Origin of the sequence: Prevotella ihumii, assembly GCF_900155655.1 — a bacterium.
GTDB lineage: Bacteria > Bacteroidota > Bacteroidia > Bacteroidales > Bacteroidaceae > Prevotella > Prevotella ihumii.
On sequence record NZ_LT706987.1, the window covers coordinates 2,239,299 to 2,251,781 of the forward strand.

At 40.7% G+C, this 12,483-nt stretch carries 11 protein-coding genes; 1 reads left to right on the plus strand and 10 read right to left on the minus strand.

Annotated elements, in window-relative coordinates; genetic code table 11:
* Nucleotides 1-5: 5 nt before the first annotated feature.
* The 8 genes from CZ367_RS09990 to pckA form a co-directional block, all read right to left on the minus strand.
* Nucleotides 6-509, minus strand: coding sequence for an OmpH/Skp family outer membrane protein (locus CZ367_RS09990; RefSeq protein WP_077196743.1), 504 nt, complete (start codon nucleotides 507-509; stop codon nucleotides 6-8).
* A 126-nt stretch (nucleotides 510-635) separates the two neighbouring features.
* Nucleotides 636-1,139: an OmpH/Skp family outer membrane protein gene (locus CZ367_RS09995; RefSeq protein ID WP_077196744.1), complete on the minus strand. Its 504-nt coding sequence runs from the start codon at nucleotides 1,137-1,139 to the stop codon at nucleotides 636-638.
* 121 nt (nucleotides 1,140-1,260) lie between these two features.
* On the minus strand, nucleotides 1,261-1,779 hold the full coding sequence (locus CZ367_RS10000; protein WP_077196745.1) for an OmpH/Skp family outer membrane protein: 519 nt from the start codon (nucleotides 1,777-1,779) through the stop codon (nucleotides 1,261-1,263).
* A 115-nt stretch (nucleotides 1,780-1,894) separates the two neighbouring features.
* Entirely contained in the window at nucleotides 1,895-4,516 is a 2,622-nt protein-coding gene (locus CZ367_RS10005; protein ID WP_077196746.1) for a BamA/OMP85 family outer membrane protein, read from the minus strand.
* A gap of 11 nt (nucleotides 4,517-4,527) precedes the next feature.
* Nucleotides 4,528-5,274: an isoprenyl transferase gene (locus tag CZ367_RS10010; protein ID WP_077196747.1), complete on the minus strand. Its 747-nt coding sequence runs from the start codon at nucleotides 5,272-5,274 to the stop codon at nucleotides 4,528-4,530.
* A 61-nt stretch (nucleotides 5,275-5,335) separates the two neighbouring features.
* Nucleotides 5,336-6,049 carry a type IX secretion system protein PorG gene (gene porG, locus CZ367_RS10015; protein ID WP_077196748.1) on the minus strand — a complete coding sequence of 238 codons (714 nt, stop codon included), beginning with the start codon at nucleotides 6,047-6,049 and terminating at the stop codon, nucleotides 5,336-5,338.
* A gap of 30 nt (nucleotides 6,050-6,079) precedes the next feature.
* Nucleotides 6,080-7,456, minus strand: a complete 1,377-nt coding sequence (locus CZ367_RS10020) for a DUF6242 domain-containing protein (RefSeq protein WP_077196749.1) — start codon at nucleotides 7,454-7,456, stop codon at nucleotides 6,080-6,082.
* Nucleotides 7,457-7,660: 204 nt separating this feature from the next.
* Nucleotides 7,661-9,274, minus strand: coding sequence for a phosphoenolpyruvate carboxykinase (ATP) (pckA, locus tag CZ367_RS10025; protein WP_077196750.1), 1,614 nt, complete (start codon nucleotides 9,272-9,274; stop codon nucleotides 7,661-7,663).
* Between the two features lie 280 nt (nucleotides 9,275-9,554).
* On the opposite strand from pckA, the gene upp reads away from it, so the two are divergent.
* Nucleotides 9,555-10,214, plus strand: a complete 660-nt coding sequence (upp, locus tag CZ367_RS10030) for a uracil phosphoribosyltransferase (protein WP_077196751.1) — start codon at nucleotides 9,555-9,557, stop codon at nucleotides 10,212-10,214.
* Between the two features lie 1,015 nt (nucleotides 10,215-11,229).
* On the opposite strand, the gene CZ367_RS10035 is transcribed toward upp, so the two are convergent.
* Nucleotides 11,230-11,913: an IS630 family transposase gene (locus CZ367_RS10035; RefSeq protein WP_144005935.1), complete on the minus strand. Its 684-nt coding sequence runs from the start codon at nucleotides 11,911-11,913 to the stop codon at nucleotides 11,230-11,232.
* Nucleotides 11,829-12,245, minus strand: a complete 417-nt coding sequence (locus CZ367_RS10040) for a helix-turn-helix domain-containing protein (protein WP_202613108.1) — start codon at nucleotides 12,243-12,245, stop codon at nucleotides 11,829-11,831. The genes CZ367_RS10035 and CZ367_RS10040 overlap by 85 nt, the downstream gene beginning before the upstream one ends.
* Nucleotides 12,246-12,483: the final 238 nt, after the last annotated feature.

Sequence of the window (12,483 nt, forward strand, 5' to 3'; positions counted from 1 at the left end):
TTTGTCTATTTTAAAACCGTTTTCAATGCTTCGGTAATATCTTCACCTACAGCATTGTTGACATAAGGAAGTGTGTTGTTGTCAGCGTTTAGAATGAAGGCATAACCGCTCTCACGTCCCATTTGTTCTAATTCGGTTTGGAGGCGACGATGAGCAGGGGCAAAGGCTTCTTTCTCTGCCTGTTCGAGCAAGCGTTGTGTTTCTTTCTTGAAAGCGACGTTCTTGTCTATCATTTCTTGCAATTCAGCCTGTCTTTTCTTCAAAATAGATGGTGCAAAATTGCGTTGTCCTTCGAGAAAGTCTTCGTATTTGGCGTGGAAATCGTTCTCCGAGCGTTTGGTTTCTGCATCGTATTTGGCACGAAGTGCAGCCATTTCTTGTTGAGCTATGGCGTACTCTTTCATTGATTTTAACACCTCATTGTAGCGGAAATAACCAAACTTAAGCGTTTGTGCCGATACCATTAACGGTAAGGCTACGAGAAGAATGAGTAAGGAAAGTTTTTTCATTGTTGTGTATAGTTTTTTTGTCTATATAGGGTGAGAAACAAAAATGAGACTACTGCAAAAGTGTTTTCGCGGTAGTCTCATCTTATACCGCACCTGTTGGGGGTGACGGAACTTGTAGTTGCTTGATTACTTCATCTTGGCCAACTGAGTTTTAACCTCAGCTGTGATGTCCTTGCTGATAGCCTCATTGATGTAGAGAGGTTGACCTGCTGCCTTTTCCATAATGTAAACATAGCCGCCAGCCTTTGCTACAGCTTCGATAGCACCACGTACTTTGTTGAGTACAGGACCGAGCTTCTTCTGTTGTTCTTCGGTGAAGGCCTTTTGGTTGTCTTGAGCTGTCTGCTGAATTTTAGCATACATATCTTGCAACATCTTCTCGGTTTCAGCCTGCTTGGTTGCATTCATTGTGCTCTTAGTCTTGTCGTACTCTTCAGCCTTGCGTTGCAATTCGCTCTGCATATCTGTGAGTTGCTTCTCAAATTCTTTACCCTTTGCTTCCAATTGTGCCTGAACAGCTATTGCTTCAGGGAGTGATTGGAGGAGTGCCTGTGAGTCTAAGTGACCAAACTTCTGTGCAAACATACTCATAGGAGCACAGAGCATCAACATTAAAATAAGCTTTTTCATTTTGTCTTTTATTAATTAAATATTTATTATGTTCGTTATTTCGTCCCTACATCATACCTCTTTGCGAGGTTGTTGACTTATGAAGGGTGATTATTTGTTGTTCTTATGCGGTTAGTTGCAATCATTGATTGCCGTAACCGAGCTTCTGTAAGATTTCGTTGCTGATGTCTATCTTTGGCGAACCATAGATGATACCAGCTGTACCGCTCGAACGGTCGATAACAAGACTATAGCCGCGCTGATCCGAAATGTCTTTAACAGCGTTGTAAATCTCGTCTTGGATAGGCGAAATAAGGCTTGTACGCTTCTTAAAAAGTTCGCCTTCAGGACCGAAATATTTACGTTTCAATTCGGCTGCTTGCTTCTCTTTCGCCATTATATCTTCTTGTTTCTTCTTCTTTTGTTCTTGTGAGAGGAAGACAACTTCGTTCTGATAGTTCTTATACATTGTGCTCGCTTCTGTGTTGAGTGCTTCAACTTCGGCTTGCCACTTCTTGCTTACTTGGTTCAATTGTTCGTTGGCACGTTCGTAAGCAGGAATATTACTGAGCACGTATTCCATATCCATCAAGGCAAACTTTTGCGCTTGGGCTGCTAAAGCAAAGATTGCTACTAAGCAGAGTGTTATTAATTTCTTCATAATCTCTATTCTCTTTTTGTTATTTAGTTGTCTACACGCTTGGACATATATGCGTCCATTACTTGCTTGTAGGATTGATTAAACTTGTGAGGGTTTAATTAGGACAATCGTACGATTAGAACTCTTGACCCAAAATGAAGTGGAACTGGCTGCCACCCTTCTTTCCAAAGACTGTGTCGAAGCCGTATGCCCAGTCGATACCCATCATACCAATCATTGGCAAGAAGATACGTACACCAACACCTGCTGAACGTTTCATACTGAAGGGGTTGAACTTCTTTGTGTCCTGCCATGCATTACCTGCTTCCAAGAAGGTGAGACCATAGATAGTGGTGTTGCCTAAAAGGAATGGATAACGTAGCTCTAACGAGAAGCGGTCGTAGGCGTAAGCCGCCATGCTACTATTAGGTGTGAGTACGCCGTTGTCGTAACCTCGCAAACCAATTGTTTCTTGTGCGTAACCTGTAGAGTAACCGCTCATTCCGTCACCACCCATATAGAATGTTTCGAATGGACTCTTTTTGTAGCGGTTATAGCTACCAAGGATACCAAATTCGACGCGTGTCATCAACACAAGGTTCTTCTGTCCGTTAGTAAGCGATGTAAAGGTACGTGCCTTAAACTTCCACTTGTGATATTCAATCCACTTGTATTTCTCTTGCTGTTCTGCTTGGAAAGTAGGTGAATAGGGGTCTCTGGCAAGGTTTTGATAATCCTTCTTGATGAACTTAGACCAAGGTGGAGTAACTGCTAATGAAAGCGAGAACTCTGAACCCTTACGTGGGAAGAGTGGATTATCGGTTGAAGAACGATTGATAGCAATGTTAAAGTTGAGGTTGTTTGCAGAACCATTCGACATAATGAAGTAGTTCCAATTCTTCAACATATAGCGTTGATATGCCAATTGCACAGTGAGGGTGAAGTAGTCATCAGGCCAAGTGAGGCGTTTACCCCAACCAACACTTCCACCTAACAGCTGAATAAACTTGTTAGGGTCGAGATAGTTTTCGTAAGTATTGGCGTTGTAATTGCCGTAGCCGTACATGTAGTTGTAGTAATTTTCCATATAGCCACGCTTGTAGAAGTTACTATTTACGTCTGTTTGCTTTGAATAGAAAGCTCCTACATTGAACTGTATTGGGCGTTTACCACCAAACCAGTTGGTGCTATAATTCAATCCATAAGATTGGTAGTATCGTCCGTTGGTCTGTGCATTGAGCGACAAACTTTCGCCATCGCCAATAGGGAGAATGCCTCTACGTTCTTTGTTCTTACCAAAGAGATTGGCTATAGAGAAGTTATTGAGCTTTAAGCCAACTTTACCGATTACACCAGTCTGTCCCCAACCCAATGAAAACTCGATTTGGTCGTTGGACTTTTGTTTCAAATTCCAATCAATATCAACCGTACCATTTTCATAGTTTGGCTTTGGATCTGGACTTACCGACTCTGGATCGAAATGCCCCATAGATGCAAGTTCACGTGCTGTACGTGTCAAAGCCTCTTTTGAGAAAAGGTCGCCTGGTTTTATACGCATTTCTCGACGAACTACATTTTCGTAAATGCGGTCGTTTCCGTTGATACGAACACGATTTACACGTGCTTGTTGTCCTTCGAAAATACGCATTTCAAGGTCGATAGAGTCGCCAACGATATTCACTTCAGTGGGTTGAAGGTTGTAAAACAAGTAGCCGTTGTCCCAATACTTGTTGCCCACAGCATCATCGTCTTCGGTCAATCGCTTGCTCATATACTTCTGATTGTACACATCGCCTTTCTTTATATTGAGCAATTGGGATAGATAATCTGTAGAGTAGACCGTGTTACCCACCCACGTGATATTGCGGATGTAGTATTTCTTGCCTTCGTCTACTTTGACAAAAACATTTACGTGCTTGTCGTCAACGTCCCAAATGCTGTCTTTCACGATGCTTGCATCGCGATAACCATATTCGTTATATTTGTTAATGAGGTTTTCTTTGTCTTCTTTCCAACGTTCTTGGCTAAATTTCTTTGATTTAAAAAGCGTGCTTAGTTTACCTGCTTCATTGGTTTTTTTGAACGCACCTTTTGTGAAAAGACCGCCTTTAAGTTTCTTATCTTTAATCTCTTTGTTGCCTTCAATAATGATGCTTCGTACCTTTTTCTTTTCTTTTTTGTCTACTTCAATGTCAAGAATAACTTGGTTTTTGGCAGTCACATCGTTGCGTTGACGTATATTTACGATAGCGTTTTTATAGCCTTTTTCCTCAAAATACTTCTTTGCTAACAATTGTGCGCGGTCTATGATATTAGGTGTTACTTGTCCACCTTTCAATAGTCCGAGCTTCTTTTCCATATCTTCACGCTCTGATTTTTTGAGTCCAATATAATTGATGAGCGAAATACGAGGGCGTGTTGTTAAATGTATCTGAAGATAAGCCTTATCTCCCACAAGCGAATCCACAGTAATAGCCACATCAGAGAACAAACCGTGTTTCCAATAGCGTTTCACCGCATCGGTAATGGATGACCCCGGAATTTCCACATCTTGACCGATGGTAAGCCCTGAAAGTCCTGTTAGCACGTAGTCTTCGTATCCTTCAACGCCCGTTACCGTCAATCCAGCAAGTTTATAGGTCTGTGGATTACCAGCATACGATATGCTTGGTTTCACAATCTTTTGTTGTGCGCTTGCTTGTAAACTGAAGCCACACACAACAGCGATGAGCATCAATACTTTTTTTATATTACTCATTGATAGCGTGTCTATTTGTTTTCTTGTTCTAATTCTACTTGTTTCTCTGTCTTTCCGAAGCGGCGTTGGCGACTTTGATAGTCGGCTATTGCTTTATGCAAGTCGGCTTCCATAAAGTCGGGCCAATAAGTGTTGCAGAAGTAAAGCTCAGAGTAAGCCAACTGCCATAACAGATAATTGGAAATACGAAGTTCGCCTCCAGTGCGTATAAGCAGCTCTGGGTCGGGCATAAAGTTGGTGCATAGATGCTTGCTAATGGTGCTTTCGTCTATCTCGTCAATACTCAAAACGCCTTCAGCTACCTTTTTTGCTATGCTTTTGGTTGCCTCTGTCATCTCCCATCGAGCCGAATAGCTAAGCGCAATCACCATTGTCATAGCATAGTTCTTCGCCGTATGCTCCATTGTTTCTTGAAGTTTCTGCTGCACAGCTTCGGGCAACCGTTTGATGTCGCCCACCACTTGGAAGCGTACATTATTCTTCATAAAGATTTCGTCTTCAAGCGATGTGAGCACTAATCCCATCAATGCCGCCACTTCGTCTGAAGGTCTATTCCAATTCTCTGTAGAGAATGTATAGAGCGTGAGGAACTTTACGCCTAATCGAGTACACTCTGATGTTATTCTGCGCACGGTGTCTACTCCTGCCTGATGCCCATACGAGCGTGGCTTATTGCGTTCTGTTGCCCAGCGACCATTGCCATCCATAATGATTGCAATGTGTTCTGGAATGCGTTTCATATCTAATTCTTCTGCCATAAGTAGGGAAGATGGTTATTTCTTATTTTAATGTATCTATTGTCTTTCTTGCACTTCTTCTTTATTCGTCATCGTTGTGACAGGTCTTACACTTCTTCATAAAACTGTAAGTGAAGGTGAGTTGCAAGGTTGAGTAACAGTCTGTATTCTTAAACAATCCGCTACTCTTTATATCGTAAGGGTCTTTTTGCCCATCAAGTTCATCGCTCAGACAGAAGTGCATAGCCCATTCTAATCCGATATTCGTACGTTCGCCAAGCTTATATTTTACACCTAAACCTATTGGGATATTTGCTGAAAAGATGCCGCTTCCTTGCTCTTTTGTAGTAGCTTCTTGGTTCTTTCCTTTGCTAAGATAGGTAGCTCCTATGCCTCCAAATACGAAAGGTGATAAGCGTTGTGCGCCACGATACTCGTGTCCTGTTCCGTATGGAAGGAAGTTGTACTCGTACACAAAGCCTACATCTATTAATGTATTGTCAAACTGATAGGGTGTTTGTGCAAATTTAGGATAATAGGTCTTGACATCATCCGACGAACCTTTCATTTTACCATACGACACATTCATCTTCAATCCCATATACGGACTAAAGATATAGCGTGCTACGAGGCTTCCCATAGGTTGTAAATCTTTGGTAATCGAGCCATTGAAATCGCCCAAATAGCCCATTAAGCCTGCGCCAGCACCCAATTCCATCTTATATTCCTCTCCTTCCTGCGCCATTGTTGGAACAGAAAGTAAAAAGGCTAATATATAAAATAGAATTTTTTTCATACTATCTTTTATTATTTTCCAAGTCGTTTTTTATTTAACAAAAATCTTGTCTATCTGTTTCCAACCTAAGCAGTTGAGACGTCCACGCCACACCTTGCTACCACTCACAATCCATATATAGTTTTGTGCATCTACCGTAGCAGCGAATGTTTTCATAGGTGTTTCGTTAGGATATTTATAGAGCTTATTGGCTTTCCAAATTACACCGCCGTCTGTGCTTTCTTTCATTGTGAGAAATGCGTTGTTGGCTGTTCCTAAAGCAAGAATATTATTGTTGTAGTTTACAAGCGCACTGTGTGTGAAATAAGGGAGTTGGAATTGAGCCTCCAACGTATTATTAATCATTGTCCACGCCTGTGGTTTTGCATATTCAGAGTAGTCGATAAGTTTTGTCCAACGCACCATACCATTGCTTGCAGTTGTATTTCCTATGAGCACGACTCGGTCTATCTTCTCGTTGCTCTGCAAAGGTTCTGCAATAAAACTTGTGTTGTTGGTAGGCAATTTTGCCTTATCATCGCTCAAATCGTCAATGTTCCAAGTTGCTCCATTGTCGACAGAGACCCACATATTACCATCATTGCCTATTGCAAATAGCTGTGTAGTGCTTGCTGCAACAAGTTGTTTCAAGTTTGTACTGCTACCCATCACGTTCCATACTGCACCATCTTTAGAGCGCATCACTTGGTTTTGACTGAAGGTATATAGGTATCCAGCACTTATTATCACACTTTGATACGCATTGGCATCAAAGTTTTCTCCTATCTTTGTCCACGCATTGCCATCATTCTCGCTCGTGGTGTATGCTGTGGTATTGCTTCCGTTGCTTCCAAATACGTATATTCGTCCGTTGTTATATACAGCTTTTGTATTGGTAAAAGCTTCAAATTCAGCGTTTGAAGCCATATTTTTCCACGTAAACAAGTAGCCTTTTTCTTTGTGTACATTCACCTTAACGGTGTAATTGCGAAAACGCTTTCCGTCTTGTGCATACACTTGGAAAATGCTATCTTTAGTAAAGTCGATAGAATCTTTTTCTATATAGCTGTGTGCGTTTTCGTCTTGAGCCGATTTTAGGCGTACCGAGCCTGCATTTTTAGTCTTGAGTTTGGCTACGATGGCTGTTATTTTTGTACCATAAGGCAATGAGTCGGGGTTGTAAATCAGCCCTTTTGCTTGGTCAATATAAAACGAATTGGGTGCAAGTTTTACCTTTGTAATGTATGTAGTATCTTTTCCTTTTGCATTTACCGAGTCTCTCATTACCTTTATTTCATCTATTGAAAATCCAGTTATGGCAGTGTCAGTAAACGTTATTTCCGCTTGTTTTTCGTTATCTTTCAAGCACGAAGTAAGCGAGAGTGCAATTGTTAACATTGCAACCAACGAATATATCTTATTTTTCATTAGCGTCTATTTATAGAAATTTAGTTGCAAATTTAATTAGAATTCCTTAGAAACGAGCCGTTTTCACAAGTTTATTATGTAAAATATGGAAATTAAGAGATATTTTAAGTTTGTTTAGCGCATCTCACACAAAAAGCCTTGCCCCCAGAATTGAGGGCAAGGCCATTTTATTATGTGTTGTGTACTAAGTCTCTAATATTGAGATTAGAGTTTTGGACCAGCAGCTACGAGAGCCTTACCAGCTTCGTTGCCTGTGTACTTCACAAAGTTCTTGATGAAACGACCTGCTAAGTCCTTAGCCTTTTCTTCCCACTTTGTTGCGTCTGCGTATGTATCGCGTGGGTCGAGGATGTTGGTATCAACACCTTCCAACTGTGTAGGAACTACGAAGTTGAAGAAAGGAATTGTCTTTGTAGGAGCGTTGTTGATTGCACCACTCAAGATGCCATCGATGATACCACGTGTATCCTTAATAGAGATACGCTTGCCAGTACCGTTCCAACCTGTGTTAACCAAGTAAGCCTTAGCACCATTCTTTTCCATCTTCTTTACCAATTCTTCAGCATACTTTGTTGGGTGAAGTTCCAAGAAAGCCTGACCGAAGCAAGCAGAGAATGTAGGAGTTGGTTCAGTAATACCACGCTCTGTACCAGCCAATTTAGCTGTAAAGCCAGAGAGGAAGTAGTACTTAGTCTGCTCTGCATTGAGGATTGAAACTGGAGGAAGTACACCAAATGCGTCAGCACTCAAGAAGATTACCTGCTTTGCAGCTGGACCTGCTGAGATAGGCTTAACGATGTTAGTGATGTGGTGGATAGGATAAGAAACACGAGTGTTTTCTGTTGTGCTACCGTCAGCGAAGTTAATCTTGCCGTCTTTTGCTACTGTAACGTTCTCAAGAAGAGCATTGCGCTTGATAGCAGCGTAGATGTCTGGTTCAGACTCCTTGTCAAGGTTGATAACCTTTGCATAGCAACCACCTTCAAAGTTGAATATACCATTGTCGTCCCAACCGTGTTCGTCATCACCAATGAGGAGACGCTTAGGATCTGTAGACAATGTTGTCTTACCTGTACCAGAAAGACCGAAGAAAATAGCTGTGTTTTCGCCGTTGAGGTCGGTGTTAGCAGAGCAGTGCATAGATGCGATACCCTTCAATGGCAAGTAATAGTTCATCATTGAGAACATACCCTTCTTCATTTCACCACCATACCAAGTGTTGATGATAACTTGCTCGCGGCTTGTTACGTTGAAGGCAACACAAGTTTCAGAGTTCAAACCGAGTTCAGCGTAGTTTTCCACCTTAGCCTTTGAAGCGTTGTAAACGATGAAGTCTGGCTCTTGTGCAAGTTCTTCGTCGTTGATAGGACGGATGAACATATTTGTAACGAAGTGTGCCTGCCAAGCTACTTCCACAATGAAGCGAATCTTCATACGAGTATCCTTGTTAGCACCGCAGAAACCGTCAACAACGAAGAGACGCTTGTTAGAAAGCTCCTTCTTAGCCAACTTGTTAACTACTGCCCAAGTAGATTCTGACATCTTCTTGTTGTCGTTTTTGTATTCTTCAGATGTCCACCACACTGTATCGTGTGATTTTGCATCGTCTACAATAAACTTATCCTTAGGTGAACGACCTGTGTACACACCTGTCATTACGTTAACTGCGCCGAGTTCTGTTTCCTGACCTTTTTCGAAGCCTTCGAGGCTTGCCTTTGTTTCTTCTTCAAACAATACTTCGTATGAAGGATTGTAAACTACTTCTGTAGTGCCTGTGATACCATACTTTTCAAGTACGCTTTTATCAAACTGTGCCATTCTTTGTTAATGTATTTAGTTGAATAATTAAAAATTTCCTTGTTTTATTTTGTTATCTTAAAGACAGGGCAAAGGTACTACATTTATCAAGTATGACAAAAACTTACTTGCAAAAATTGATGCAAAAGCACCGCTGTTTAGGTTAAATAATTAAAAATTAAACTCTCACTACTAATATTTGCTATTCGGAGGTTGCAAAAATTAAAGTATTTTCTTAATTTTGCCGAAATTTTGCGCTGAAGGCTCGTAAAGCTATGCGCCAATAAACTAATAAAAAACAATGGAAATCATCAACTTTTCGGAGCAACACTCTATTATTAATCAGTACATGGCGGAAATCCGCGACAAAAACTATCAGAAAAACCGACTTCTATTTCGCAACAATGTGATGCGAATAGGCGAGTTTGAAGCTTTTGAAATATCAAAGACCCTCCAGTATGAAGTAAAGGACATTGAGACTCCACTCGGAATTTCCAAAGTGAGCGTACCAACCGACAAGGTGGTACTGGCTACCATTTTCCGTGCAGGACTTCCTTTCCACAACGGATTTCTTAACATCTTCGACCACGCAGGCAATGCTTTCGTAAGTGCATATCGTGAATACAAGGACGAAGCACACAAGGAGGTAGGTATTCACGTTGAATATCTTGCTACTCCAAACATCGATGGCAAGACCCTTATCATTGCCGACCCTATGCTTGCTACAGGTGGTTCAATGGAGTTGGGTTACAAGGCTATCCTTACCAAGGGTACACCTCGCCACGTACATGTAGCTTGTGTATGCGCATCGCCTGAAGGTATTGCACACATCAAGGAAACCTTCCCTGACAGCACAACCACTATTTGGTGTGCAGCTATTGACGAGGGATTGAACGAGCACAAGTACATCGTTCCTGGTTTTGGCGATGCTGGCGACCTCTGCTACGGCGAAAAGATTTAAGATCTCTGCTCCATTTTTTTAGCAACGATACAACCAAGAGTTTATAACCAAAGCTTTCGTTTCGAAACACTATATATAAATAGGTGAAACCGAGAAGTGAAATCTTTGGTTATGCACTCTTTTTTTATATACCTAAAGTGTTGTGTTGTTAAATAAGAAATATAGAACAATAAAACCTTTCTTCTTATTCTTTCCTTTTCTATGATTTCTCCTAAGTCGGTTTCAAACTCTTTATAATAGCTTTGTTGTTTTATCTGTTTTCTACCTATTATATGGCAGGTTCTATAAATTACCACCGCATATAGTCATTAAATTTTTTTGAAATACGTTTTGTTGTCTTTTGGCTTCTTTTTATATAAAACAGGCTGCGCCTCAGCAATTCAAACAAGTTTGATTGCATTCGGCTTGCTCTGTTTTTGGTTCAAAATGTAAGTTCGTTCAGTCGTGTAGCTCGCTACACTCCTTTGCTCTCTTGCATTTTGACCTCAAAAATAAGCTCAAAATCTAACAAAGCTAATTTATAGAACCAGCCATATATGACTTTAGTTGCCTAAAAGCTAACTTGTTCCACCTCCAACATATATGTTTTGCTTTTTGGGTTCGATGTTTTGTTATTGCAATATTATGTATGGATAAATCGAACAACCACCTTTTTCTTATTTCTGTTAGAAGTTAGTTTTATTCAAGGCTGCATATCGAAACTCTTGTGTTCGAAATCAAAAGCGTATCTACGTTTGGCTTGTATAGTGGATATATAGTTTGTGCGAGATGAGGAACTTGTAAAACACAAAAATGAGAGTTCAATCAATGAACCCTCATTTTGTCATATATAGCTCTACCAAGCCATAATGCATATATCTATAGTTATTTGTGGCACTTAAGTGGCAAAGCCTACATAATTGAATTATTTATCAAGAATAATATAACCTAAAACCTTATTAAACTTTTAAAAACCTAAAATCTTATTAACCTTTAAACCTAAAATTATTTTGAATTGATAAGTAACTAATCAAAATTAAGCGACATGTTTAGAGAAGTTTATACGCAACCCCTTTCCGATATCTGCCAAAGCTCTGTTGGTGGTATAGAAAAGTATGTCAGTAGTTATATAATCTTGTGGTCTTATCCACTTGCCTTTAAGAATACGCCAAAGTGTTTCCGCAATATTCAATTGTGGCGAATATGGAGGCAAGAAAAAGAGGAAAAGTCCTCTTTGCTCCCATATTGGGCGAAGTTCTTTGATCTTCTTGTTTCTATGTACGGAAGCATTGTCAAGGACAACAAAAGTGTCCATCTCCAAGTTGAACGAAAAATCATCAAGGAAACTGAGGACTTTATCTGCCGTCATCTTTTCGAATGTGGTGAATCCATTGTAACGGTTATCACGGTCTATCATTCCAAAGATATTGAGTCGTGCCACCCTTTGGGAGGGGACATAAACATCCTCCCCTTGCAGTTGCCAACCGTAAGGGACATATCCTTCAGTACAAGTGTGGCTCTCATCAGCATAATAGAGCCTAATGCGTCCTTCAGACGCTTGATTTTCAAGTTTTTGCAACTTCTCGACTTTGTATTCATAGAGTTGCGGCGAGGGTTCTCCCCTTGGGCGTTTTCTTATTCGCTTATATCTTGCGCCAATGCTGATAAAAAACGTTTGAATGTTGAGTCGCTTGCCTCTTTGCCCGAGGCTTGCTCCCATGCCGCTCTTGCCTTGCTCACGCTCTGTCTGTCTTGCTCTATTGCACGACGCACAGCTTCCTCGTCCGAACAGTCCATAATAGGTTTTCGACCTCTGCCAGAACGGGTATTCAATCCGTCTATTCCTTCGGACTTGAAACGTTTTACCCAAGCGTTTACGCTCACGTGGCTCATTTCCGTTTGCACGCCCGCTGCTGCAGAAGACAGTCCGTCTGCTTTCAGTAACACAGCACGACAACGCATGCGGAAGCAGTGCTTTTCGCCTAAGCGAAATCCTTTTTCGAGTGCGAGGCGTTCTGCCTCCGTCAACTCCAATACTTTTGGCTTTCCCATTGCATATAAAACGGAAAAATACAATAAATATTTTATGTAAACTAATTTTGCTCACTTACTTATATTGTGGAAATTACCTATTCTTTTTTCTTTTATCATCACATTATTATAATCATTCAACATCTAACCATTCTTCTGTTCTTGTTTTGAGCTATTAGTTTATTTACCCTGAGTCTTCTTACACTTATCTGACTACCTATATTCGATACTGTAAATTATCTACATATTGTTATTTCCT